The 24,420-nt window shown below is 46.3% G+C and carries 23 protein-coding genes; 14 read left to right on the top strand and 9 right to left on the bottom strand.

Annotation, left to right across the window (positions count from 1 at the left end):
* Window positions 1-23: 23 nt before the first annotated feature.
* Window positions 24-1,226 (bottom strand): hypothetical protein, encoded by a 1,203-nt coding sequence (locus ACLSU7_RS14875; protein WP_413292701.1) that lies wholly within the window; start codon window positions 1,224-1,226, stop codon window positions 24-26.
* Between the two features lie 153 nt (window positions 1,227-1,379).
* On the opposite strand from ACLSU7_RS14875, the gene ACLSU7_RS14870 reads away from it, so the two are divergent.
* Genes ACLSU7_RS14870 through ACLSU7_RS14860 form a run of 3 tightly spaced genes read left to right on the top strand, consistent with a single transcriptional unit; the run spans window position 1,380 to window position 3,222 of the window.
* Window positions 1,380-1,679, top strand: coding sequence for a hypothetical protein (locus tag ACLSU7_RS14870; protein ID WP_142701497.1), 300 nt, complete (start codon window positions 1,380-1,382; stop codon window positions 1,677-1,679).
* On the top strand, window positions 1,676-2,578 hold the full coding sequence (locus tag ACLSU7_RS14865; RefSeq protein ID WP_413292700.1) for an SAM-dependent methyltransferase: 903 nt from the start codon (window positions 1,676-1,678) through the stop codon (window positions 2,576-2,578). The genes ACLSU7_RS14870 and ACLSU7_RS14865 overlap by 4 nt, the downstream gene beginning before the upstream one ends.
* Window positions 2,551-3,222: a flagellar brake protein gene (locus tag ACLSU7_RS14860; protein ID WP_413292699.1), complete on the top strand. Its 672-nt coding sequence runs from the start codon at window positions 2,551-2,553 to the stop codon at window positions 3,220-3,222. Before ACLSU7_RS14865 ends, ACLSU7_RS14860 begins: the two co-directional genes overlap by 28 nt.
* A gap of 2 nt (window positions 3,223-3,224) precedes the next feature.
* Here ACLSU7_RS14860 and ACLSU7_RS14855 read toward each other — a convergent pair whose 3' ends face one another.
* Window positions 3,225-4,037, bottom strand: a complete 813-nt coding sequence (locus tag ACLSU7_RS14855) for a hypothetical protein (protein ID WP_413292698.1) — start codon at window positions 4,035-4,037, stop codon at window positions 3,225-3,227.
* An 18-nt stretch (window positions 4,038-4,055) separates the two neighbouring features.
* Here ACLSU7_RS14855 and ACLSU7_RS14850 point away from each other — a divergent pair, with 18 nt between their 5' ends.
* The 3 genes from ACLSU7_RS14850 (at window position 4,056) to ACLSU7_RS14840 (ending at window position 11,365) form a co-directional block, all read left to right on the top strand.
* Window positions 4,056-4,715, top strand: a complete 660-nt coding sequence (locus ACLSU7_RS14850) for a hypothetical protein (protein WP_413292697.1) — start codon at window positions 4,056-4,058, stop codon at window positions 4,713-4,715.
* Between the two features lie 222 nt (window positions 4,716-4,937).
* The gene (locus tag ACLSU7_RS14845; protein ID WP_413292696.1) at window positions 4,938-6,164 is read left to right on the top strand and encodes a LysM peptidoglycan-binding domain-containing protein; all 1,227 of its coding nucleotides are present in this window, start codon (window positions 4,938-4,940) and stop codon (window positions 6,162-6,164) included.
* Entirely contained in the window at window positions 6,164-11,365 is a 5,202-nt protein-coding gene (locus ACLSU7_RS14840) for a beta strand repeat-containing protein (protein ID WP_413292695.1), read from the top strand. Before ACLSU7_RS14845 ends, ACLSU7_RS14840 begins: the two co-directional genes overlap by 1 nt.
* On the opposite strand, the gene smpB is transcribed toward ACLSU7_RS14840, so the two are convergent.
* The 6 genes from smpB to pal are packed head-to-tail and all read right to left on the bottom strand — an operon-like array spanning window position 11,362 to window position 15,218.
* A complete protein-coding gene (smpB, locus tag ACLSU7_RS14835) occupies window positions 11,362-11,820 on the bottom strand; it encodes an SsrA-binding protein SmpB (protein ID WP_142701503.1) in 459 nt (152 codons plus the stop codon). The two genes, ACLSU7_RS14840 and smpB, sit on opposite strands and share 4 nt — an antisense overlap.
* Window positions 11,821-11,822: 2 nt before the next feature.
* Window positions 11,823-12,647, bottom strand: coding sequence for a 16S rRNA (adenine(1518)-N(6)/adenine(1519)-N(6))-dimethyltransferase RsmA (rsmA, locus tag ACLSU7_RS14830; protein ID WP_413292694.1), 825 nt, complete (start codon window positions 12,645-12,647; stop codon window positions 11,823-11,825).
* A complete protein-coding gene (gene tsaD, locus ACLSU7_RS14825; RefSeq protein WP_413292693.1) occupies window positions 12,644-13,681 on the bottom strand; it encodes a tRNA (adenosine(37)-N6)-threonylcarbamoyltransferase complex transferase subunit TsaD in 1,038 nt (345 codons plus the stop codon). Before tsaD ends, rsmA begins: the two co-directional genes overlap by 4 nt.
* Before the next feature lie 7 nt (window positions 13,682-13,688).
* Window positions 13,689-14,393, bottom strand: a complete 705-nt coding sequence (locus ACLSU7_RS14820; RefSeq protein ID WP_413292692.1) for a tetratricopeptide repeat protein — start codon at window positions 14,391-14,393, stop codon at window positions 13,689-13,691.
* Window positions 14,390-14,701, bottom strand: a complete 312-nt coding sequence (locus tag ACLSU7_RS14815) for a hypothetical protein (RefSeq protein WP_413292691.1) — start codon at window positions 14,699-14,701, stop codon at window positions 14,390-14,392. Before ACLSU7_RS14815 ends, ACLSU7_RS14820 begins: the two co-directional genes overlap by 4 nt.
* Window positions 14,702-14,717: 16 nt before the next feature.
* Window positions 14,718-15,218 (bottom strand): peptidoglycan-associated lipoprotein Pal, encoded by a 501-nt coding sequence (gene pal / locus ACLSU7_RS14810; protein ID WP_142701508.1) that lies wholly within the window; start codon window positions 15,216-15,218, stop codon window positions 14,718-14,720.
* A gap of 133 nt (window positions 15,219-15,351) precedes the next feature.
* Here pal and ACLSU7_RS14805 point away from each other — a divergent pair, with 133 nt between their 5' ends.
* From ACLSU7_RS14805 to ACLSU7_RS14770, 8 genes are all read left to right on the top strand, one after another.
* Window positions 15,352-18,309, top strand: a complete 2,958-nt coding sequence (locus tag ACLSU7_RS14805) for a hypothetical protein (protein WP_413292690.1) — start codon at window positions 15,352-15,354, stop codon at window positions 18,307-18,309.
* Between the two features lie 52 nt (window positions 18,310-18,361).
* On the top strand, window positions 18,362-19,204 hold the full coding sequence (locus ACLSU7_RS14800; RefSeq protein ID WP_413292689.1) for a hypothetical protein: 843 nt from the start codon (window positions 18,362-18,364) through the stop codon (window positions 19,202-19,204).
* 395 nt (window positions 19,205-19,599) lie between these two features.
* Window positions 19,600-20,106 (top strand): hypothetical protein, encoded by a 507-nt coding sequence (locus tag ACLSU7_RS14795; RefSeq protein WP_413292688.1) that lies wholly within the window; start codon window positions 19,600-19,602, stop codon window positions 20,104-20,106.
* Window positions 20,107-20,243: 137 nt separating this feature from the next.
* Window positions 20,244-20,522 (top strand): Flp family type IVb pilin, encoded by a 279-nt coding sequence (locus tag ACLSU7_RS14790; RefSeq protein WP_413292687.1) that lies wholly within the window; start codon window positions 20,244-20,246, stop codon window positions 20,520-20,522.
* Entirely contained in the window at window positions 20,488-20,856 is a 369-nt protein-coding gene (locus tag ACLSU7_RS14785) for a TadE family protein (RefSeq protein ID WP_413292686.1), read from the top strand. The genes ACLSU7_RS14790 and ACLSU7_RS14785 overlap by 35 nt, the downstream gene beginning before the upstream one ends.
* Window positions 20,853-21,575, top strand: a complete 723-nt coding sequence (locus tag ACLSU7_RS14780) for a hypothetical protein (protein ID WP_413292685.1) — start codon at window positions 20,853-20,855, stop codon at window positions 21,573-21,575. Before ACLSU7_RS14785 ends, ACLSU7_RS14780 begins: the two co-directional genes overlap by 4 nt.
* 114 nt (window positions 21,576-21,689) lie before the next feature.
* Complete coding sequence (locus tag ACLSU7_RS14775) at window positions 21,690-22,220, top strand: hypothetical protein (protein WP_413292684.1); 531 nt, start codon at window positions 21,690-21,692, stop codon at window positions 22,218-22,220.
* Between the two features lie 8 nt (window positions 22,221-22,228).
* Window positions 22,229-23,101 (top strand): hypothetical protein, encoded by an 873-nt coding sequence (locus ACLSU7_RS14770; RefSeq protein WP_413292683.1) that lies wholly within the window; start codon window positions 22,229-22,231, stop codon window positions 23,099-23,101.
* Here ACLSU7_RS14770 and ACLSU7_RS14765 read toward each other — a convergent pair.
* Entirely contained in the window at window positions 23,098-24,366 is a 1,269-nt protein-coding gene (locus ACLSU7_RS14765) for an amidohydrolase (protein ID WP_413292682.1), read from the bottom strand. The two genes, ACLSU7_RS14770 and ACLSU7_RS14765, sit on opposite strands and share 4 nt — an antisense overlap.
* Between the last annotated feature and the right edge of the window lie 54 nt (window positions 24,367-24,420).

Here is a 24,420-nt window from a genome sequence, read left to right as displayed (position 1 = left end):
TTGGAGAAAGTGTGTCCGTACCTTTAGTATTCACCGTTTAGGGTGCAGCTCATTAGCTCGTTCAAGTTCGAGCCCGTTGAGTTTTGCAATGGACCGAAGTGGTTGTACGATTTGCCGGCTGCAAAGTGCGGGCTTACGCAACGGTCTGTTGGAAGTTTTAAGCTGCCATTCGATTGCAAGTTCGACGGATGAGTGTTGCCTGATTTGGATGTATTAACTTGCACGGCAAACATACCCGTCAATTTCGCAGCTCCGCAGAAAGCGTTAAAGCTTTGCATGGCACTTCCCAACACACGGATCATTTCTGCTTGAGAAGCTGAAGTGCTGATGGTGTTTTTCGGATAAAGCTTATTCCACTCGCGGATACATGCTTGCACGTTACCGCTTGCTGTCGGCGTAAATTGGAAAAGACCGATGTTAAGTCTTGAAGCCGCATCTTGAGCCGGGTCTTCATAGAAAAGAACTCCCGCTGGACGACGGTAACCTGATGGCGCATATTTAGTCGCAACTTTACCAGACGTTGAAGTATCCGCTGTCGTCAAAGATTCAGTATACGACATACACATCATCAGCTTCGTCCAAAGTTTGGTAGCTTTCACGAAAGATGTGCGATCCCCGTTCAAAGCTCCCCTGCGGTACTCGTTCATCTTATTAGTGAAGGTATTCACCTTATTAATAACTGTTGAAGACGGTACTTTTCCGCTGTTCAATGTTTTCGTTAACGAAGACGAAGAAACCGTACATAAAGGGTGAGAGATCAAGCTCGTTTCAAGGTAAGAGCTTTCAGTGCTGCTCATACCATACGAAGAACCCACATAACCCAAACCCGCTTTCGATGGACTCATTTTAAGTTCGATCGCATAGGCGATTCGATCTGCAAAACGGTAACGAGTATCCAGGTTCATATCCGCATTGTCTGTTTTGTAAGCCATGGTTTGATCACGCTCTGGAATCAACTCGCGGTATGTTTGATAGATACTATCCACCAATTTACCCACCGGACCCGCGACTTCGGTATAGACGTCAAAGTCTGCTGGAACAATCGAACCCGTCGTTGCCGGAGGTTCAGGCGTCGTCGGAGTAGAAGGCGCTGGACTAGGAGAAGTGGATGGAGAATCGTTCGATCCCGAGTCCACCGGCTTTTTCGCCATCGCAAACGCTGTGTTGCTCATAGTTAGGGTGATCAAAGCTGCCAACAAGATTTTAGTCGTATTTGTGTTTGTCATGCCTCCTAGATCGGATCTAGGTCTTAGGACTTAAGGTCTCCCCGACGAGACTGGACCTTACCTAGACCTCTCCTGGACCAATGTTGAGGTCGGCCTCAAGCTCGCCTTTCAAAATCCGATAATAGATAAGTAACCAAAAAAGGGAGTATCAGAATGAGTCAATACGATGTACCCGGTCTTTACAATTTCCTAGCTCACACACCAGAGGCGGGACTCAGAAAAATGTTCGTGGATGGCAAAGCCTTCACAGAAACTCACTTCAACCTAATGATGAAAATCGTTCGTGCGGGCGACGAAGCTAAATTCGTTGAGCACTTTGAAAAGCAGGATTTCCCTAAAATCAAAATGGGCCCTGCAGATGTGAAAATTAAAGAAAAATTCTGGTCTGAAGCGATGACTGTTTGGAACAGTCGTGGACTTCTTACTCCAGCTGTGGCAACTAAGGCGGCATGATCGCTTATCTTGCGCCGACAAAATTCCTGCCCGAACTGCAGGCTGAGCTTAAAAATATCACCGCAGTTCATGGCAACCTGGTTCTAACTGATGGGCCCATCCAGACTTCTGTGTGGGCCCAAAACATTTGGACCAACGCTGAAATCATTCCGTTTGAATCTATCTCTCAAGCTGTTAAGGCTTTAAAAAGCCGTGGCTTGTTGTGGGCTCTTTATTCCTTTGATAATCACAGACGCGCTCAACTGATTCAGGATCAGTTGCCGAAACTTCGTCCCCGCGTTTTGAACTTCCTGGATCCATTGCCCAAGGATCCGTTGGGCGCCTGGACCCTGATTGATAAAAACACTCTGCTGGTTTCAAGCGAAACAAACTCCCTTTTCCCATTAGGTGAGGTGGCTTTCAATGAAGACAAAGAAACTCCACCGTCTCGGGCTTATCTGAAATTGTGGGAGCTCTTTACGGTTTATGGAGTTCGCCCCTCCAAGGGACAAAGAGTTGTCGACTTTGGAAGTTGTCCGGGTGGTTGGACATGGGTTCTCCAACAAATGGGCTGCGATGTGATCAGCATCGATCGTGCGCCCTTGGATGAAAAAATCGCACGTTTGCCACGAATTGAATTTAAAAAAACCAACGCCTTCACGGTGAAACCCTCTGATATTGGGGCCATCGATTGGTTCTTTTCAGACATCATCTGCTACCCTGCTAAATTGTTGGAACTAGTTTTAGAGTGGCAGCGTTCAGGACTTTGCCAAAACTTCGTTTGCACTATAAAATTTCAGGGTGGAACCGACTTTGAAACTCTTAAAAAGTTTCAAGAGTTGGAAAATGCACATGTCGTGCATCTTCACCACAATAAGCACGAGGTTACCGTTTGGATCAGGAAATCTTCAAAAAACTAAGTCGCGAAGATGAGCAGATAAAACTCCTCATCGATTTGGCCGCCGCTCAGGGTGAAGTTCTTTGTAAGGGTCAAACGGAAAATCTGGTTAAAGTTAAAGCCGTTCAATGGCATTCCAAATCCAAACATCTGGAATGTCTGCTTGAATCCGCTGAAAATTTGAAAAATGGCGAAGAGTTTCTGGGCTATTTCTTTTTAGGTGGCGAGAAATACTATTTCGAGGGCACAGCCACTGTGTACGGAAATCGCTGTCAGTTTCCTCTGCCGAAAGAAATGTTTCACCTGCAGCGCCGCCAAAATTATCGCGTACGAATTCCCACGGGTTATCAAGCATTCTTTGATATTACTCACATCAATAACACGGCCGTGAAAATTCACGCGAAACTGGGAGATTTGAGCGCTCAGGGATGTCGTTTGCTTGAAAAAGAATCGGTTGCGCTTTTCAAAACTGACGACACTCTTAAAGGCAAACTGCTGATCGCTAAGAATTCACCGATTGAACTGACTGCAAAAGTCCGTCACGTAAAAACGGAGAGTGGAAATCAAACGGTGGGAATTGAATTTCAGGGACTCACCCCGATTCAGGAAAACAACCTCTTTGCCTTAACCATGGAAATTCACAAAGAGGTCTTTAAACGCCAGTAGAACTATTCTTCAATTCCCAACGGTGTCGCAGGCTTTGATTTGATGGTTTCGTATTCTTTCTCGAGATCTTTTTCGAAGTTTTTCTTTTTCTCTTTGGCCTGTTTCTTTAATTCTTCCTGGGATTTTTTATTTTCCTGATAGCGCTGAGTATAGTCGCGGTGCAACTGATTGAACTCATCGTTTTTGGCACGAACGTAATCGTCAAAGTCTTTTCTCTTGGTTTTAACCTCTTCCTCAAAGGCATCCCGTTTTTCTTTCTGAGCGGAGTAGAAGTCTTTTCTTTCCCCATCTAATTTTGCATAAAACTCGGTGCGCTCCGCCGAGGAGACTTTGGTTTTAGCAAACTTCTCGCGGCGCTCTTGTTGAGATTTGGTGAAAGCTTCACGCTCCTCTCTTTGAGCTTTGGTGAAACTCTCACGGGTTTTATTCATGTCCTTGCTAAAGGCATCACGCTTTTTACTTAATATAGTGGAAAACTGACCGCGCACTTCCGAAGGAGATTTAGAAAAATCCACCATCATTTGGGCCATGAACGCTTTCTCGTCGTTTTCGGCGCGCTTTTCTGCAGGGACGTTTTCCCGCAACTTTTCCATCGCCGTACGGTCCGCTTTCAGCGAGTACTTGTCATCAACCAACGGTGCTGATTTATTTTCTGCACTGGCAGGACCAGCGATGTGCAGAAGTGTTCCGACCAAGACCAACGTCTTTATAAAACCGGACAGCCCAAGCTTCTGCATGCATGTTACTCTCATAAAAGTCCCCCTCAGTGCGTTTTGTCTTTTTTTGAGAATAATTGGACTCGAAAGAAAACTCAACCCACCGATAAGGTGACTATGCTATACGGTAGAAGAGTTATTGAACCTCAGCGAGTGCCCCACGGGAACGGACGAAAAAGGTTCATCCTTAATAAAGCTTTCCAATACAAGTACTCGTGGTACATGATCACGGCCTTTGCTGGCGGCGCTCTTTTATTTTTTATCCCGGCTTATTATTTTATCTCCCAGAACTATGAACTTTTTAAAACGTTGGCTTATGATACTCAACCACGTCTAGTCGAGCATTTGGAACGCGAGATGGTTTGGTTGCGGGTGTTTTTAGGCGCCAGTATCGTTGCCATCACCGCAGTGACTTTATTTTTAAGTATTCGTATGACGAAAAATCTGTTGGCTCCGCTGATTCGCATGGAAAAACACATGCATCAGTTGATGTTGGGTCAATGGCATATCGAAGACTATGTTATTCCCGAAGAAGATGATTTCCGTGATCTTTCAATGACCTACGACTATTTCTATCGCGCTTTGAAAGCCAATACAGAAACGGAACTGAAACTTTTGGAGAAGCTTTCGATAGATCCGCAAAATCGTGAAGCCTATGCAGCGTGGAAACACTTGCTTGCAGAAAAACGCGCACGTCTGGGTTTCAAAGAAGAATTCCTTTCGAACGAAGTTCCAACTTCACTTGTAGAGCTGAATTCGCGTCGAAAAGTCTCTTAATCTAAATTAAAATTTCCATTCAGAATTTTCTAGGCCAGCACGTTGCTGGCTTTTTTCTATTTATGAGACAGTTTTTCTGACTCCACCCTACCAATGTCTAAATTCATGAAAAACATGCAATGAATCGCATTTATAACTCCAATTTCCTTCATGGTTTCTCGTGGGTCGCCGAGGAGTACTTTAACAAATCTTTTACAACGGATGAAATTGGGACGTACCGGAATGAAAAGAATCGAACGCATGTTAATAGCGATAATCTTCCTGATGAGCAGTGTCACCACAGCTCAAGAGGGAACGTCTTATCGCCAGTACATCGTTCAGCCCGGAGACACCCTTTCTAACATCGCAGACCGAGTTCGTGGTGGCCATACTTACGGCAAGAACGAAAACCTGGCTCGACTGTTGGCGCTAAATCCTGCACTCAAAAATTATCATTCGATTTTTGTCGGCCAAGTGATCTTGGTTCCGATTCGTGATTTGCGAAGTGTTGCGAGTGATGAAGCGATTACTGCGACAGCAGTTGCAAGAGTTGAAAATGTTGTAGCTCCGGTTGCGAAAGTCGAGAAAGTTGAAGCTAATGCTACGAAGGTAGAAAAAGTCACTTCCCTAAGGACGACAGTTGTATCGCCAGAGGTTCAGCCCTCTGCGGCAGCCGCTGCTCCGGCTCTCGAACAAGCTCCAGTGAATTCCCCAGCAACCGTGAACTCCCCGGCACCAGTGCCTGCGAAGTCGTCGGCGAGTTCAACTCCTGCGATGAACAGCACCAACGATGACGATGAAGAAGTTAATCATCGCTTTGAAATCAAAGCGGGCTATCAGATTTCCACTCTTTCTGCTGAAGATAATGTGACTCACTCGAAAGCCGATTTAAACACGGATCACGATTTGACGGCTTCCATTGGCTGGTCACAACAGTGGATGGACAAATTTAAAACGTTGTTCTCGTTCTCTTTGCGCAATCTTGAGTTTCAACCTTCTACCAACGCTTCTAAAAAAATCGTCAACGATTCAAAAACTTTGTACGGCTTGAACTTTGGTGGACATTATCTGCTAACTGATAGACTGGCCGTAGGCTTGAACGTCGGATACGCTCAGGAACTTTATCTGCACGGGCTTACGACCACATCTGTTTCTATTGATACCGCAAACGTTTCTTCCCTTAATGCCTTATTGGATTATCAAATCTTTAAAAAGAAATCTACATCAGTGGGATTTGTTGTTTCAGGTGGCTATTTGGGTGGAACCTCCACGGATACTTACACGATCGATGGCGGCAGTCTTTATAAAGGTCTTTTGTACATCCGCAGAGATAAAAACGGACGTCTTCTTTCTTTTGAACTGGGTGCTCAACAAAGAAATCAAAATACATCCGTTTCGGATCTTTCTGAAACTAACGTTTTTGGAAACGTGATTTATGGATTTGATCTATTCAGCGAGGAGAAGAAGTAATGGTGAAGTTACTCCTGAGCCTTATCGCTGTGTTCACTTTCACTGCTTGTAGCAAAAAAGGCTCAAGCATTGAAAGCGGATTTCTTGCTGGAGTTTCGATTTCGGCGGGCGCAAGCACCATCACTCTTTCGTCGTCTTCCATTCTTTCTGGTAATTCAACGACGGTGACTCTGACAACCAGAGATTCTGAAGGGAACATCTTTCACGTTCCTGGCAGCAATCCCAATGTTCAGTTCAGCACTTCTGGTGGTACAAGTACCGGGATCTTCAGCGCAGTCACAAATAATAATGATGGAACCTACGTTTCAACATTCAGCGGATCTTTGTCAGGTTCAGAAACGACTATCATCGCTTCTGTTGATGGTGTCGAGCTTGATACAAAAACAGCGAAAGTGACGGTACTGCCAGCTAACTACTCCCTTTCGAACTCTTATGTTACTTTGTCTGCAGCGACCGTCGCCTCACGCTCTACGATCACAGCGACCTTTCATGCGATGGATGCTTCCAATAATCCCATCACGAATGGCGGCATGAACGTTGTTTTCGGGATTGATAGCGGTACAAGCACCGGGACCTTTGCGGCAACGACGGATAATGGGGACGGAACTTACACCTCTGTCTTTACCGGTAAACTTGTTGGTACGGCAGCAGCGATCAAAGCTTCTGTAGCAGGTCTTGCGATCACGAGCACGCTTCCCACAGTGACTGTAACTCCAGGCGCGGCCGCAGCAATTGCCGTGACCGCGGGAAATTCCCAGTCAGCTGTTGTGAATAACGCATTGGGCACTTCATTAAAGGTAAAAGTGACGGATGCAGAAGGAAACGCGGTTCCCTCTGTTCAAATCGATTGGACGACGACTGGCAACTCTTCTTTGGGTGCAGCAACAGACAACACGGACTCCAGTGGTATCAGTACAAACACTTTGACGGTAGGCACTGTCACGGGTGGATATACTGTCACTGCAAAAATTCACAGTACAACGATAACTACGACTTTCAGTGCAACAGCAACTCCAGGTGCTATCAATAATTTCCTTTTGTCTGGAGTTCCGGCGAATGCGACTGCAGGAACTGCATTCAATACGACAGTGACTGCGCGTGATTCTTATAACAACGTTAAAACGGATTACACGGGAACTGTTCAGTTTACTTCATCTGATTCGAACTCCCCGACTTTGCCGGCTAACTACACGTTCGTCAGTGGCGATGCGGGTGTTAAGCAGTTCTCTTTCAATTTAAAAACTACGGGAAATCAAACGATCACTGTCACACAAAGTGGCGGTTCTCCTACAGTGACGTCGTCTGCGATTGCGGTATCGGCTGCGACTATTTATCAGTTGATTTATATCGCGAATCCAACGAACACCGTTGCTGGTAACACGATTTCTACAGTGACCATTCGTGCGGTGGACGTTTACGCAAATACAATTTCTTCCTTTAATGGAAATGTGACCGTCGCTATCGGCACCAATGCAGGTTCGGGCACGCTGAGTGGAACTAAAGTGGTTGCGGCAAGTTCAGGGACTGCTACGTTCTCTGACTTATCTATTGAAAAATCAGGCACCGGTTATACGTTATCTGCGACGGCAGCCGGAGTTTCAGCGGCTGTTTCAAATACTTTCAACATCACACCAGACGCCCCTGCAAGCATTGCTGTTTCCAGCGGTAACAATCAATCTGCAACGATCAGCTCTGCCCTGGGTGCAAACTTGGTGGCGGTTGTGAAAGACACGCATGGGAACAACGTTCCAAGTGTCACAGTGGACTGGAGTACAACGGCTGGAACTTTAGGTTCTGCAAGCAGCACTACCAATTCCTCGGGTCTTGCTTCAAATTCTTTAACGTTGTCTTCGACGACCGGTGCGCACACGGTGACGGCTTCGATTCCTAGCACTGCATTCTCTACAACTTTCACTGCGACTGCTACGAACGGACCAGCAAGCCAGCTTAGCTTCTCGACTCAGCCTGTGGGCGGCGTCACACCAGGAACAGCATTAGCAACTCAACCCGTTGTGCGTATTCTTGATGCGAGTGGAAATCTTGTGACGACGGGTGCGGATGCGACAGCCACTGTGTCTTTAGCATTGACGACGGGCACGGGTTCTTTAGGTGGAACGACTTCGTTAAGTGCGGTTGGTGGTGTTGCGACATTTACCAATGTCAATGCAAGCACATATGGCACGGGTAAAGTCATGACAGCCACAAAATCGGGAACGATTTTGTCTGGTGGGACTGGTTCTATTTCACTCGCTTCCAATAGTTTTGATATCACTCAAAGTGCTCCGACAGCGTTTACAATTTCAAGTGTTACGGTAGTTGAAGCAGACAAATTGCGTGTTACTTGGGGTTCATCCACGAATGCTAACAGCTATACCGTTAAATATGGAACGACGGCTGGAAATTACTCCACGACCGCTTCCACATCCGCAACTTCGCCATTCGATATCACCGGGCTTACGGGTGGTACCACTTATTATATTATGGTCACGGCTGTAAACACAGCGACTTCTGTCGATGCAACTTCAGAGGCAATGGGTATTCCTATCAGTGCCTTTACTTTAACATCGTTAACCCCAGGAGTGGGAAGTTCTTCATTGGCTTTTGCGAGTGCTGCTGGTGCCACGACTTATGATGTTTTGTACGATACATCTTCGCATACGGCGAGCCAAACTTATGCATCCACGAATGCAAGCGTCAGCTCGCCTGCGACAACATCAAGCTTATCAACTGGAACGACATACTATTATCGTGTGCGCGCGAATAACTCGTTTGGTTCTTTGGTTTCTACGAATGAATTATCCGGTGCCGTTTATCAAAACTTCACTTTGAATATTCCATTCACAGCGGCTTCCGAAGCGAACTACAGCATCAGCAATACAACGACCTCTTCTTTAACAGGTGGCTCCGCGGTATTGAAACAGACTCCCTTGACGGATAGTAGTTCATCTGAATTTACCGCATCTGTTTTGACGGATCTTCAATGGGATTCCACTTTGGGTGCCGTTCGCCTGAATGCGACCGGTAACAACGTATCCGCGCTGGATAGCACGTGGACACCGCAGTGGAATAGCCTTATTGCTTATTATAAACTCGATAACAATTTCAATGATTCTGTCGGTTCATATACGGCAACCAACAATGGCTCGGTTCCATTCACAACGGGACGAATTGGTTCCCACTCTGCCACATTCAGTACAACAAGTACTTATGGCAGCGTTGCTGCAGGTCCTGACTTGACGGGTTCCTTTACCATTGCCGCCTGGGTCTATCCTACTGGTGCCGGCAGTTCATTTAGAACTATTGCTTCTTACGGGAATAGTTCCGGCGCTAATACAGGATGGTATTTGCAATATACGAATGCGGGTTACGTGCGCTTTCAGTTTAGCAATACGAGCGATGCTTTAAGTCCTTACGCTTATTTGAGTGTCGATAGAAATAAATGGGTTCATATCGTAGCAACGTATGATGCTACAACCAAGATGAGAACAATTTATCGCAATGGTCTTCGTATGAATGGTTCTACAGCCACAACCAATATCACGACGGCGAATGGTGCTTTTAAAATCGGTCTGGATTACGACAGCACGGGCCCATGGCTTGGCAATATGGATGATATTGCGGTATGGACGTCAGCTCTGACGACAGCTGAAGTGTCTGCGATCTACAATCATCAAGCTGGTACTTACGCAGGTAAAATCACTTCTCGCGTGATGGATGCGCAGGCTTACAATTCCACGGACACTTCTTGGCTGACACTTTCGGCAAGAACAACTGTGCCCTTCTATAAAGAAATTCCAAGTGCGTCTGAAGCCGCAAACTACTCTTCGGGTGTTGGAACTTTGCATACGGGCTTAAAAGCCATCTGGCATTTTAATGAAACTTCATGGCCTCACTCCGCCAATGACGTTGTGGATTCGTCGGGTAATGCAAACCACGGAACAAGTTTTGGTAATGCGCGTATTTACACTACGGGCTTAGGAAAATTCGGCAACACTGGTTCTTGGAATGCTTCTGGAGATTATGTCGCTGCCACAGCCAGCAGCAACTTTATCGCCACAGACAATCAGCCTTTTTCAATCAGTGCTTGGATTTATCCAAACGCCATCGGTAATACCGGTGCGACGACAATTGATAATCGAATTTTAACGATTCACCGCGGAAGTTCTGCGGGAGCATCGATCGCCTTGGGCTTGGGCCTAAGCAATAAGCTAATGCTTTACAGTTACAACAATGGGGGTACAGAGTTAAATCTCGCTTCCACGGCAACTATCAGTTTATGGCAATGGAGTTTGGTCACGGCGACCTTTGATGGAACCTGCGTGCAACTTTATATCAATGGTGTTGCAACCGGATCCTGCACGAATACTTTTGTGAATGCCGGTGGTTCTTATGGTCTAAGAATCGGTAATCACGACACGACGACCTTGTTCTTCCGTGGTTATATGGATGAAGTGGGTGTTTGGTCGAAAGCTTTATCTGCGAACGAGATTAAAGAGATGTATCGTCGCTTTAACAACCGCATTCGCTATCAAGTTCGCAGCTGCTCTGCGATAGATTGCTCGGATCAGGCTGCAGCGACAAATTCAGGATGGAAAGGTCCGGACAACACAGGCGGGACTTTCTTCTCGGAACTGTTTAATACGAGTGCAAATACCGTGGGTGGATCGATTCTGGGTACGGCTCCAACAATGACGTTCTCGAACTTTGCGGGTTTGTCGGTTGCTTCAAATCGCTACTTCCAGTATCGCGCGTTCTTTGACAGTGAAGATACATCGACGAATTGTACTTATAACTCTGTGGCGACCTCGTGTTCTCCTGAATTGAAAAGCATCACAGTCGGAGCCAATCGCTACGACTCGACTGCACCTTCCTTTACGGCGACCGGTGCGAGTGTGATTTCGGCTTATCAGATTTTGGATGGCAATGGTTTCACTGAAACTTTGGGTGCAAATGGTTGCTCGGCTGGTGCTAAGTATGCGTTAAGCGCCGACGGTTCAGCTTTCTATTACTACGATGGTTCTTCGTGGCTAGCTTCATCTGATTATTCGACGGCAAGTTCTGCTGCTCAGATCAACGCAGGTTTAAGTACTTTTGCGAACACAGCAGGTGCAGGAACTTTGCGAGTGAAAGCTTTCCTGAAATCTTCAAACACGTCTCAGTGTGAGATCGATAATCTGCAGATCACAGGTAAAAAATATTAACGTTCGCGGCGTACGGATTGGCGCAGTTGGCTTTCAACGTCGCGTTTTTTGATAGACTCGCGTTTGTCATGAGTCTTTTTACCCTTAACCAAAGCGATCTCTAGTTTCGCGCGACCATTTTTGAAATAGATTTTCAAAGGAACGCAGGAATAACCTTTTTCCGCCAAAGCTCCTGCGATTTCATCAAGCTCTTTACGATTCATCAAAAGCTTACGCAAGCGTTCTGGGACGTGGTTATTGTAGCTGGAGGCTTTGTATTCAGCGATGTGTGCATTCTGCAGGAATGCTTCGTTGCCACGGAAAGTGATGTAGGAATCCTTAAGCTGCACGTCCTTCGCGCGCAGGGATTTTACTTCGCTTCCCATAAGCATAAGTCCCGCCTCGAACGTTTCAACGATCGTGTAATCGAAGCGTGCTTTTTTGTTTTCCTGAATAATCAGAATTTTTTCGCTCATTCTTACTCAAATCCAAACTTGTGATAAAGTTTTACGAACTGCGCGGGGCTTAACTCCTCGGCGCGAGCTGTTTCAGGGAAACCCAATTCCTTGATCCACTCTATCAGTTGTTCTTGAGTTACATTTCTTTGACCTAAAATACCAGCCAAATTTTTCTTCAAAAGCTTGCGTCGCTGGGCAAAAGCCATCTTAACGAAGGTCAGGAAGGATTTATGGTTTTTAACGTCACTTGTAATGCGGGTGAAACCCAGAACGCGGCTGGCCACTTTCGGTGGCGGAGCAAAATCCCCGGGACCCGCTTCGGAAACAATATGGATGTTCCAGAAGGTCTGTGCAATCACACTTAAAAGACCATAATGTTCGTCACGCGCCGGTGCTTTGATTCTTTGCGCGACTTCTTTTTGGAACATCAACACCATGTGTGCAACGCCGTGATTTTCCATCGAGCGTTCGATCACAATGCTGGAAGAAATCTGATACGGAAGGTTGCTGACGAAGACCAATTTTTTGTCGCTGAAGAATTGCGACCAATCCAAGCGCAAGGCATCTTGTTCATGAACTGTCAGACCTTTACCACGCCAGTAAGCCGCGATCTCGCGATCAAGCTCAATTACTTGCATCGGAACGTTCATTTCCAAAAGCAGATCCGTCAAGGCACCGGGACCAGGTCCCACCTCAATCATGACTTCTGGTTCAAAGGCTTTCACTTGATCAATAATGCGATTGATGACCGTATCACTGACCAGGAAATTTTGACCCAGGGATTTTTTGGCTTCGATGCCCAGTTGTTCTTGGGCTTTCTTTAAACGTTCGCGGGCGTAACTCATTTGAAATCCGATTGAAGAGCTTGAGGAGATGGACCCAAATCAATTTGTGAAGATTCACCGCGAGCCATGCGAAGGGCACCAACATAACCGATCATCGCGGCATTATCCGTGCAATATCTCAGCGGTGGCACGACCAAGCGCAAACCTTTTTTCGCAGCCCATTCTTCGGCACGGGCACGAAGACGTGAATTCGCACTCACCCCGCCCGTCAGAATCACACGTTTCGCTTTGTAAACCTTGGCTGCGCGATCCAATTTAGCAGTAAGCACATCAACAATCGCTTCCTGGAAAGAAGCGCACAGATCCGGCAATTGTGCCTTCACTTGTTCAGGTCCTAATTGCTGAATCATTCTTTGACCTGAAGATTTCAGACCCGAGAAACTCATATCGAAAGTGTCATCGTGGATCATGCTGCGAGGAAACTCAAAAGCGTGCGGATTTCCCTGCTTGGCCATTTGATCGACCTTCACGCCACCCGGAAAACCCAGGCCTGCCATTTTCGCAAACTTATCAAAGCACTCGCCAGCGGCATCGTCTTTCGTTGCACCCAATACGCGGTACTCACCTAAAGCTGTGATGTGATAAAGACTGGTGTGACCACCGCTGATCGCAAGACCGACATAAGGATAATCAAAATCTTCCGGCGGAGCATACTGCGAATCTTTTAAAAAAGGTGCGAGCAAATGTCCTTCCAGGTGATTCACTCCCAGGAACGGAAGATGTTTTGCTTGAGCCAAAGATTTCGCCGTGACCAATCCCACGATCAAAGCGCCAACCAATCCAGGGCGATTCGTTACCGAAATACCTTGGATATCCGACCAGCTCATGTTGGCTTTTTTAAAGGCTTCCTCGATCAGAGGAATCAGGGCAATGGAGTGATTACGAGCTGCGATTTCTGGAACCACACCGCCATAAGCTTCGTGTTCCAAGTCTTGAGAAGCGGAAACCACAGAATGCACCCAACCGCTACGATCTACGATCGCAACTGAGGTGTCATCACAACTGGTTTCTATCGCTAATACTCTTTCAATCACTTGGCTCTTATTTTAAACCCTTCAAACGAATCTTAGCACGACGAGCTTCATCTGACTTAGGAAATTTGCTTAAAACCTCATCAAAAAAGGTTTTAGCTTCCTCTTTCATGCCCAATTCCTGGAAGGAAACGCCGATTTTGTAGGTTGCATCGGCAAAGTGAGAACCCTTCGGAGATTCATCACGGTATTTTTGGAAACTCAAGATCGCCTGTTTCCACTCTTTTTTATTAAATTGTTCCTGGCCGATTTCGTATCCACTCTTTTTGGATCTTTCGGCTTTCTCGGCTGCTTTTTCAGCAGCAGCTTTCTCGGCAGCCGCAGTGGCCGCCGCTTCCGCAGCCTGGCGGCTCGCGTTCATCGCATTTACCTGAGCGTTCAAGGCGTAAACTTGTTTTTCCAGGTTCGTGAAGCCCTCTTGCAACAAATCGATCTTTTTATTCAAAGCTTCGTTTTGTTGTTGGGTGTTTCTAAGTTGTTTTTCGAGGTTGTTGTTTTGCAGGTTGTTTTCAACCACGTCAATACGGCCATTCATTGCGCGCATTTGCTCTTCCATGTCGGAGAAGCGATTGCCAGCATCAGCTGTCTGACGTTGCATTGTAGATACTTGTTGTTGATAGACTTGGCGTTGTTCGTTGTCGCGAACATCATTACGAGTTTGCAGACAGCCGGTCATGAATAGAGAAATAGCAGCCAAGGTAACAAGTAACTTCATAAAATATCTCCGGTCTTCTGACGAATCAAACGAGCCGAGTTCTCTGCTTTTTCAGCAGCGAATTTCGCTCTTACAAATTGTTCTTTAGCGCGGGCATAATCACGGTCATCGTAAAAGATGCGACCTTTGCGATAGGCTTCTTCAGCCTGATGCCAATATCCTGGCGAGTGGCGGGCAGCTTGAACAGCTCGGGCCGCATCAATAGCGGCCCGGGCAAGTGAATAATCTTCGATAGGGGCAGGGACAGTCTGACAACCAACCATCACCGAAAAAATCAAAACTCCGATGAATAATCTGGTCAAAGTCACGTCAACCCTTTCTTAATTACTGAGCAGGTACGAAGTTAGCGCGGCGGTTTTTGCCCCATGCTTCTTCAGAGTCACCGTTAGCAACTGGTTTTTCTTTACCGTAAGAGATAGTGCTCAAACGATCAGCTGGGATACCCAAAGAAACCATGTAAGCTTTAACTGCGTTAGCACGACGCTCACCCAAAGCTACGTTGTACTCGATAGTACCACGAGAGTCACAGTGACCTTCGATTTGTACTTTCACGTTACCGTTCTTTTTCATCCAGTCTACGTTAGTTGCGATATCTTTTTTAGAAGCCGCATCCAAGCTAGATTTGTCGTAACCGAAGTGAACAGTTACTAGACCAGCAATTTTACCAGAGTCAGAACCTGCTGGATCAAAGCTCATTGGCGTTGATTCAATTGCAGTGTTTCCAGTTGGTGAAGTTTGAATGTTTGCATCTGATTGAGCTTGTTTATTTTTACAACCAACTACCATTGCACATGCAACAAGACCTAGAGCCAATTTACGAACCATGATGTCCTCCTATGAAGTTCGAATAGGTACAATTAACACAGTAAAAACTTTAATTTATAGCGGCTTATTGTCAAACCTTTGCTTTCTTAAAGTGTGTTGCGTTGCTGTAACTGCCAAATAATGAGACGGAAATATGCAGATTTTTTTAGTTCGAGCCATTACTCTGCTTTGTTTGCTGTCTTCTCCGTCTGTGTTTGCACAGTGGGAAGTTCAACCAAACATTAAATGGAAGACACTCACCACTCCCCACTTTGAAGTTATCTATAATGCCGAGCAGCAGGACCTTAGTCTTCACTATGCTGAAAAATTAGAACGCGCGTATTACCAATTGCAAATTTACTTTAGTGAAGCCCCACCCAAAACAACAGTGGTTATCAACGACAAAACCGACATAACGAATGGCTATGCAACCCGCCTTCCTTATCCACATATCATGGCTTACCCGGTTTTGCCGGGACCCGAAGAAAGCTTGGCCGACACGGGGGATTGGGCTTTCGAACTTTTAGCTCACGAATACACGCATATCTTAAACTTTGAGCCCGCCGGCGGAATCATGGTTCCCCTACGCGCGGTGTTCGGTTCGGTGGTGGCGCCTAATTTGGTTTTGCCTAATTGGTGGAAAGAGGGTCTGGCGGTGGAAATGGAAACTCGCCTTGGTAATAAAGGCCGCCTGCGCTCCTCTTATCAAGACTCCTTGGTGCGCGCGATGGTTGAAGACCAAACCCTCTTTAAATATACCATCGCTGAAATTAACGAAAATATTCCGACATGGCCCGAAGGCTCTCGTCCTTATATTTTTGGATCCTTGATGTGGAGTCAGATCCTGGCCGATCAGGGTAAAAAGGTCGTCGATGCCCTGAACCAGCGGCATGGGCGTCGCATTCCGTATTTCCTTGAAACTCCTGCTGAAGAAAATCTGGGCATGGAATATTCAGCGCAATATGCAAAAGCCTTAAACGAAACCCAAGTCCGTGCTCAAACTCAGCTGAAAACTTTGCGCGAGGTTCTGCCGACTCCATTTATACCTTTGAGAAACGCCTATCTGTTTTTAACAGCACCCGCGATTTCTCCTGATGGTAAACGCATGGCGGTGGTGACGGAGGATGATTCAAACAACCGCGCTGTTAAAATCATCGTTCGTGAAGACACCAAGACCAGCTTCATGGATGCCAAAGAAACTGACACGATCGAGAAATTCGACCAGAACTTCACTCCGACTTTAACCATGGATGAACCTCCTTCCGGAAGCATTCAAAGAGTCAGTTGGTATCCTGATTCCGAAAAAATCGTGTATGACAAAATCGATGTGACAAATAAGGTCGATCGATTCTCTGATCTTTTTCAGTTCGATATCGGCAAAAAGAAAACCACGCGTTTGACTCGAGGCTTACGGGCTCGTGAACCGTCGGTGTCTCCCGATGGAAATAAAATCGTCTTTGTTAAACTCGAGGGCGGCAAAACCCACCTGGCAACGCTGGGATCCCCGGAAGATAATAAAGAGGTAAAAATTCTTTTCTCCGCTCCGATGATGGACCGCATTTCCTATCCAGTGTTTTGGAATGACGACACGATCGTCTTTTCACTTCGTCATGATGGCAGTGAGTATCTTTATACATATAAATTCTCCAGCAAAGCGGTCGAAAAGATCCTCGCGGATTTTCCGGATGCACGTTTTCCTCGCAAAACTGTCGCAGGCCTGATCTTTACTTCAAGCAAAAACGGAACGCAGAATATCTATGTGGCGGACGAAAGATTGTTTTCCGCAAAGCCCCTGACTCACACTTTGACCTCCGTTTTTTCTGCCGATATCGATCCTTCATTGCAGGAACTTTTTGCCACTTCGATGACATCGCAAGGTCTGAAAGTCGTCGCTTACAAACCTGAGGACTGGAAGGCCACTCCCCAGGAATTACCCCACATCACTCCGATGATGGCCGATCGCTACACTCCCCCAACGGAGCAGGAATTGGCCGTGGATCAGGCGCGTGCCGAAACGGCTGTCCGCCAGGGAGAGATTGAAGATTACTCAGCCGGTGGATATTTATGGCCTCGTTTCTGGGTTCCGTTCATTGCGGGTTCTTCGAGCGATACGGGTTTGATTTTAGAGGCGATCACGATGGGCTTTGACCCATTGAAAAAGCATTCCTATACGATCATTGCGACTTGGGACACGGCGATTAACAGAGGCGGCATTGATGCCGCTTATACGAATCAACAAACGAACCTGCCGTTTTTATTAAACGGTTACACACGAAGCAGCTATATCGGAACAGTCGACAACAAACTCACGGACACGTCTTATGCGGGCGCGGTTTTGCCAGACATGTTTTGGTTATCCCGTTACACGAGCTTGCAACTAGGTTGGCAATATCTGCGACGTGAAGTGGTTCTTTCCGCTAATCCGATGACTCAAAGAACAGGCCCGTACGCTTATTTTTCCTACACGAACTACAGCAAATCCGGAGCACAAATCTCTCCTGAATCCGGCGGCAGTTTTTATCTGGGTGCTTACAATTATATCCAGCACGAAGATTATCTGCATCACTCGCAATTTATCGCCGGGATCACCGCTTATAATTCGCGTTTTCTTCCAAAACATCATTCACTGATGTTGCGCTTAAATGGAATGTTCACACCCGAAGTGATCTCTTCGTTATATGGAGCTTCCTCCCAGAATATCGTGCTGACTCAAGACAGCCCCTTGCCACAATACATTTTGCGCGGCTATGCCCGTGGGCAAGTTTACGGTCGCAACATGGCAAGCTTCACCAGCGAGTACCGCTTTCCGATTTCAAATGTTTACAAAGGTTCCGGCACTCTGCCGGTTTTCTTCCGTCGGGTGACTGGAGCCCTCACCGTCGATGGCGTCGCCGCCGATGGGGTTTTGGTCAATGATTCCACCAATCAGATTGTCTATAACGCCATCAACATGAAGCGCAGTTTCTGGAGCGCCGGTGCAGAAGCTCACCTAGAAACCACTTTGGGCTTTATCGCTCCGGTGAATTTCATCGTCGGTGTCTATCAGGCATTCAATGCGCCGAAAGGCTCCGAAACTGCGATCCAAACCTCGATTCAAATCACCGGCTTTTAAAACAAAGCCGATTAAAATTCCTGGCCCATAATTTGTAATTACAAAGAGCAAGATGAAGATAAAATCCTGCTCTCAATTCAGACGCTTTTTGCGCTCGTTCGCAGTGCCCAGTTTCGGTCACAATCACCGCAGTTCGACAGCACGTCTCATTTTGAGACACTTGATTTTAGCAACAGCCCTGCTTTTAACTTTCGCATTCCAAGTTCAAGCTGCAGACCTTTGCGCCCAAGTCTTCACTCCAGAAAAAGCCGCCTACATCTCCGAAAGAGTCGCAAAAAACAAATTCGTCACAAACCGCCACTTCGAAGAATACGCCCGCGACCTTCACCCCGATTTCAAAAACAGCATCGCAAACCTGACTGCAAATCAACATTGGATCGACCTAGGTGCCGGCAAAGCCACCGCCCAAATCGACTTCCTAAAATCATTCGCAAACAAAAACCAAGCCCCGCAAGCCACAGCCGTAGCCTTCAAACTGGATCGCTGGTTCAAGCCCTCATCCTATGAAGGAAAACTAAAAATCGAAGAAGGCGCCTACGAGGCAATGCCAACCCCAACCTGGAAAAAAGCCGACATCATAACAGACGTCTACGGCGTCCTTTCCTACACAGCGAACCTAAGCCAAGCCCTACAAAAAACCATCGACCTACTAAACCTAGAAGGCGAGCTCTACCTATTGGTAAGCCCCTACGCGACCCAAATAAAAATCAACAACGAACACATCACCCTAACCCAATACCTAAAATCCATCGAAGGCCTCAAAGTCGAAGAAGGCACAACCACGTCTCAACTAAAAATCACAAAAACAAAAAACAACATCCAAATCCCCCCACTAGAACTATTCCGGTACACCGACCAAGCCCCACCCCTAAGAACCTACACCCCAAAAAACTAAAAACCCGTCCCCCTTTTCTTAAGCTAGTAATTAACGAACTCCCTTCGATTGATCTCACTTTCTGAAGAACCGAAACCGAGCAAAGCAAGGTTTCAAAAGGTGGAGGGAGGGGCACGCAGTGGGCCCGAGGCGTCCTGGGATTTTCGCGACCTCCGCCGGCGCACGATGCGCGAACCCGCCAAAGGCGGGCGGCGGCTGAGGGCCGGACGCCCGTGTCGCGAAAAACCCAGGACGACTTGGGATCCACGAAGAGCCCCTCCCTCCACCTTTTGAAGCCTTGCGTCGCGGCGAGCCAAACCCGTCCGCCTTGACAAAGATTGATCCCCCCGAAATTATTAAAGATAATGACAACTAGCGCCCAGGATTGGTGCTTATTGTATTTGGGGGGACAGTCGATGGAAAAAATCAGCTGGATTAAAGAACTTGTGAAAGCTGAACAACAAATGGAAGAGTCCGGACTTATTGATATGAGTTTTGGCTTTGACGCTGACAAGATTCTTGTGGGCGAAACTATCCAGTTCCTGTTGGCTCTAAAAACCGAATTTGTAGATTCATCTTCAGCATTTAACGAACTAAAGCCTTCCGCTTTGGGTCGCATTAAAATCTACGGTATCGCAAAAACTCATGCTGACTTTATGTTGTTCCGTAACGGCTTTAAAATGATCTTCTCATTAAAAGGCCCGGGACAAATCAGCGTTCGCTTTAACTTTATCGGCACAAACTACATTCCAACTCCAGGTGCTGCGGAATCGCAAGCTACGAACGTGATGGATGAGCATGTTGTGGAAGCTAAATGGGGTGCGTTTGGTGAGTTGATCTGGACTTACCAAAACCAACCGGTGAAGTTGGAATACATGGTTCGCCACTATCTGACTCTGTTCATTAAAGAAAGTTCTAAATAGTTTTAAAAAAGGGAGCCACAAGCTCCCTTTTTTTATTTCTGCCGACGGTTTTGTCCGACTGACGAGATCCCACTCCCATTTCTTTGATTCAAATCCCCGTTCCGTATTTGCAAACCTCACCTGCGGAGGTTTGATCCATGAACAAAACCAGATTCATCAAAAATAAAAAAGGCCAAGGCCTTATCGAGTATCTTATTATCGTCGCCATCGTTGCAGTTGGCAGTATTGCTGTGATCAAAGTCGTCGGTGCTAACATCGACGTCCAATTCGCAAACGTTGCCAAAGCTTTGGGAGGAGACTCCGGCAAAGTCGCAGCCAAAGAAGTCACTGAAGGCATGTACAAGAAACGCGACTTCGGAAATTTCTTTGAAGACGCCGTCAATGACAAATCATCGAATAAATCCAAAGGCAAATAAAGGACAGGGACTGATTGAGGCCATCTTAATCTTTCCGGTTTTGTTGGCCTTTATCACAATCCTGTTTTTCGCCGCCTATCGCTCTCTAGTTTACTTCTATGCGGATGCGGCTCTTCATGAAGCAATGATTTGTACGGATTCAAAGAGCCTCTCCCTCTGTGAAAAAGAATTCAAAAGTCATATCCAAAAAGTTCTTCTGAATAAAGAAACACCAGAGCTTCGTTTAAGCCAACGCGGCTCGGGAAAAAGATACACGTTGCATGGCGAAGTTAAAATCCAGAATCAAATCCTGATTCGCAAAGAAATGAAGTTTCCACTTAAAGGCAATCTATGAAAAAGCCCAATCAAAAAGGTTTTGCTCTGGCATTGATGGTCGTTCTTTTGCCTGTCGTCCTTGCCGCTGGACTGGCAAGTTATGCCGCCATGACGTTTCTGCAAATCGAACAACGCTTTCTTTATACCTGTCGCAGTGGTGGGATTGATGGGCAAGAGAAAGCAGGCAAGCAGATAGATGCACTTTTAAAACTGAATCCCAAAGCGACTCGATTGATTGCGGAAGAAAAAAGTGCGAAAGCTGCTCTTATAGCTGCAGAAATGTCGACAAATCCATATGCAATCGCCAAGGCGGAAGCTCGGTTACGTTACGTTCAAGGAAAACAGGAAATTTTAAATCTTCGCCAGAAAGCCATCGTTATGGCGGGAAACTCTGCTCTGCAAACGGCGCAACAAAATACCGCGCGAAAGCTCGGATTGCTGACTTCCGAGATCACGGATTACAAAAGTCTTTTTGAAACCAGCGCACGGATTGAATTAAAGACCGCTCCCAGGTTGGCCGTTTCACCGGAGGGCGCGGACATTGCTCCGACTTACCGAACGGATCCCGATATCGAGCAACGTCAAGCTTTGGTGCATAAATGGCAATACCAACTCCGTGTGCAAAGGCACCTGCAAGGATTCATCTCGGGAGATTTTAAATTCAAAAAATCCTGCGCTGTCACCGTCACAGAAAAAGGATCCTCATGGACCCCAAAAATTCTCAGGGACAAATTTTAATCGAAGCCTGCTTATTTATGTTTTTCATTCTGCTGGTGTTTTGCATTGGTCTTAGCAAGTTCAATGAAAACAAAAACGCGGTGAGATCCAAGGGCTATCAAGGGTATAAAAGTTATGAAAATATTAAACAAAGAAATCAACGTTTCCAATTTTCAAACGACAAATCTCGTTAATAAATTCAAAGACCTTAAGTTTGAGCAAAAACTATTACTGGGTGGTTTCATCACCTTAGGTATCATCGCTTTCTTAAATAATCAGCCGGCTCCTTCCGCACCAGTTGCATCAGAATCCACTCCCGAATCTTTGGATACGTTTATTCCCCAAGGCCTCACACTGATCCCGTTGGAAATTGCCAATGCTGAGGCCTTAAGTTCCATCGTCGGGAATATGGGCGGTGTCGTCGATCTGTATCTTGCACCGACGGACACGCGCAAAGGCGGAATTCGCGTGGCTTCGCGAGTGAAGCTTGTTCGTGCTCCCAGAAATCCAGATCAATTCGCCATTTTAGTCAAAGAAACCGAAGGACAAAGAATTCTGCAACAGAGTGGACCTTTTATCGCTGTTGTTCAAAATCCCGAAGTACGTGGTGGAAAGTTGACCACCACCGAAAAACAAAACGCCGTCAGAATTGAATACTCAAACTAGGAAATATTATGAAACAGATCCTCGCGATTACTTTAATTCTTCTGATCTCGGTTAAAGCATTCTGCAGTGGAGTATTGATTCAATCTCCAGGCAGCAGCCCAGTTGAATTTAACTCTTTCCTTAAAGAGCATTCCGAAATGCTTTCCTATAGCCAGCACCTGGTTCAGCAGCTACAGACAAACCTCCGCCAAGAGGAAGAACTTTACCGCATCGGCGAAAACCTAGAGGCGAGTTCTAAGAATATTTCAGACTCGCTTCGCCTCTTGCAAAAGACCGGACCGTTAAGTTTGAATTCCGTAAATTTTCTTTATGATCTTTCCACAAGACTTTTGGAGCGACCGGATCTAAAAAATAATTTCGAAATTAAAACTGTGAACTGTAAAGTTCGCGGACTTTTGGGCATGCCATTAGAAAAGTGCGCAAAAGTTAGAGTTGACTTTTTAGCCATCAGCCGCCAATGGCCCACAGCCCACACGCTCGTTATCGAATCAAATCCTTACGCTATTTCCACGGCAAACTCACTCGAAGTTTCGCTTGAAGCTGTATATGAATTTCAACTTTTATCCGACACACACCAAGCAGTGAGTTTTCGAGGCACTTACAATCAGCTGATGCAGCAACATTTCGTTTTTGTGCCCATGGTTCAGGGCAGCTGCAGCGGATTTTCAACCAGTATTGATGATTTCAATATTCAAAGCGCTGGTACTTTGTTTTTTTCAAAGGACTGTTTAAAACCCGCAAATGCACCGCCCTCAGGCAGCCGCTTTGGTGAATGGTTGAGCGAAAACAAGTCCTGGGTTTACCCGGTAGGAATATTATTGGTGGGCGGAGCTGTGGCTTACGGATTGAAAGACAAAAAAATCGTGGTCGAAAAACCTTAAGTCAGGTCTAAACTTTTTCCGTCAAAAACAACTTCTTGAATGCGATCATCTTGGATCACAGTCCATGAATCGGTCCACGTCGCATCGGGATGTCCGTGATACACCGCCAAATCACCCGTAAAGCGTTTGATTCTTTCCTTAGGGCTTTCTTCCAAAGCCTGCTTATTTGCAAAGAATGAAGTTGGCTCAATCGGACTGTCGCAACCAAATGAAATTGGGATCTGTGCGTTCTTTAAGGCTTCCCACGGAAAGGCATAGGAATAAAGGCCACGCAGCTTTTGTTGCAACCATTTACGATCACTCAACCAGTGACAAGGTTGCATATGACAGCGCACATGAAGTGGCTTCATCATCTGAATCGTTTCAGATCTTAAAACCTGGGCATGTTCCAAATTCAAACGTCCGACAAAACCTTGTGCCGACACCTTACGTGCAAGCTTTACGATTTGATGGGCGGCCTCGTCTCCAATGGTATGAACAGAAACTTCGAGCCCCGCAGCCCAAGTCAGCTTCAGAACTTCTTCGGCATCTTCTAACGACCACAAAGTCTTACCAAAGTTATTTCCCTCACCGTTGTATGGACGAGACAATAACGCGGTCTCTGAACCTAAAGAACCATCATAGAAAACTTTAATACCCTTCGCTCTTAACAGACGCGTTGGTTGCTTTCGTGCCATCAAAACAGAAGCAATGGCTTGATCCAATTGTTTCAATTCGTGAATGGTATAGTTTTCCTCGATGGCTAACGTCAGCTCACCCGCATCCTCCATTTCGACCAAAAGATTCCACAAGGAATCTGTGCAGGACATGTCGCGGATATGAGTGAAGCCCGCACGATTAAACATCTTAGAGGCAGCGAGAATTTGCAGGCGCTGTTGGGCTTTTTCGTAAGGCGGAATCTTATCGAAACTTTGCAGGTGATCTTTTTCGCTTAGCAAACCCGTTTCGGACTCTAACCCCAGAGCTTTCAATGCCTGAGAGTTCACCCACGCGGTGTGACCATCTGCTCGCGCAAGGTAGACAGGATAGTTCGGGAATATTTCATCGAGCTGCTGTTTGGTCGGAAGTTTTTTATCGGCCCATTTATTTTCATCCCAACCAAAACCCACAAGCCAACCACCGCGAAAAGCGGTCTTACCCTGCAAAGACACATAGCGAATGGCTTCAGCGCTGGGCAGATCAAATAGCATCAGCCCTGTCGCAAATTCGCCAGTAGCTAAAAGGTGAGTATGACTGTCATAAAGACGCGGGATCTTTAAATGCATAAGGCCCTCTGTTTTATCAGAGGGCCTTATACTTTTTAAGTTTTAATTTTTAAA

The organism is Bdellovibrio sp. HCB185ZH (genome assembly GCF_047302455.1).
Taxonomy (GTDB): Bacteria; Bdellovibrionota; Bdellovibrionia; order Bdellovibrionales; family Bdellovibrionaceae; genus Bdellovibrio.
This window is presented reverse-complemented; position numbering and strand designations above follow the sequence as displayed.

Bases quoted from the DNA above. Each gene is read 5' to 3' on its own strand.
- ACLSU7_RS14875 (WP_413292701.1), bottom strand. From the start codon at position 1,226: ATGACAAACACAAATACGACTAAAATCTTGTTGGCAGCTTTGATCACC.
- ACLSU7_RS14870 (WP_142701497.1), top strand. From the start codon at position 1,380: ATGAGTCAATACGATGTACCCGGTCTTTACAATTTCCTAGCTCACACA.
- ACLSU7_RS14865 (WP_413292700.1), top strand. From the start codon at position 1,676: ATGATCGCTTATCTTGCGCCGACAAAATTCCTGCCCGAACTGCAGGCT.
- ACLSU7_RS14850 (WP_413292697.1), top strand. From the start codon at position 4,056: ATGCTATACGGTAGAAGAGTTATTGAACCTCAGCGAGTGCCCCACGGG.
- ACLSU7_RS14845 (WP_413292696.1), top strand. From the start codon at position 4,938: ATGAAAAGAATCGAACGCATGTTAATAGCGATAATCTTCCTGATGAGC.
- ACLSU7_RS14840 (WP_413292695.1), top strand. From the start codon at position 6,164: ATGGTGAAGTTACTCCTGAGCCTTATCGCTGTGTTCACTTTCACTGCT.
- smpB (WP_142701503.1), bottom strand. From the start codon at position 11,820: ATGAGCGAAAAAATTCTGATTATTCAGGAAAACAAAAAAGCACGCTTC.
- rsmA (WP_413292694.1), bottom strand. From the start codon at position 12,647: ATGAGTTACGCCCGCGAACGTTTAAAGAAAGCCCAAGAACAACTGGGC.
- ACLSU7_RS14820 (WP_413292692.1), bottom strand. From the start codon at position 14,393: ATGAAGTTACTTGTTACCTTGGCTGCTATTTCTCTATTCATGACCGGC.
- pal (WP_142701508.1), bottom strand. From the start codon at position 15,218: ATGGTTCGTAAATTGGCTCTAGGTCTTGTTGCATGTGCAATGGTAGTT.
- ACLSU7_RS14805 (WP_413292690.1), top strand. From the start codon at position 15,352: ATGCAGATTTTTTTAGTTCGAGCCATTACTCTGCTTTGTTTGCTGTCT.
- ACLSU7_RS14800 (WP_413292689.1), top strand. From the start codon at position 18,362: ATGAAGATAAAATCCTGCTCTCAATTCAGACGCTTTTTGCGCTCGTTC.
- ACLSU7_RS14795 (WP_413292688.1), top strand. From the start codon at position 19,600: ATGGAAAAAATCAGCTGGATTAAAGAACTTGTGAAAGCTGAACAACAA.
- ACLSU7_RS14790 (WP_413292687.1), top strand. From the start codon at position 20,244: ATGAACAAAACCAGATTCATCAAAAATAAAAAAGGCCAAGGCCTTATC.
- ACLSU7_RS14785 (WP_413292686.1), top strand. From the start codon at position 20,488: ATGACAAATCATCGAATAAATCCAAAGGCAAATAAAGGACAGGGACTG.
- ACLSU7_RS14780 (WP_413292685.1), top strand. From the start codon at position 20,853: ATGAAAAAGCCCAATCAAAAAGGTTTTGCTCTGGCATTGATGGTCGTT.
- ACLSU7_RS14775 (WP_413292684.1), top strand. From the start codon at position 21,690: ATGAAAATATTAAACAAAGAAATCAACGTTTCCAATTTTCAAACGACA.
- ACLSU7_RS14770 (WP_413292683.1), top strand. From the start codon at position 22,229: ATGAAACAGATCCTCGCGATTACTTTAATTCTTCTGATCTCGGTTAAA.
- ACLSU7_RS14765 (WP_413292682.1), bottom strand. From the start codon at position 24,366: ATGCATTTAAAGATCCCGCGTCTTTATGACAGTCATACTCACCTTTTA.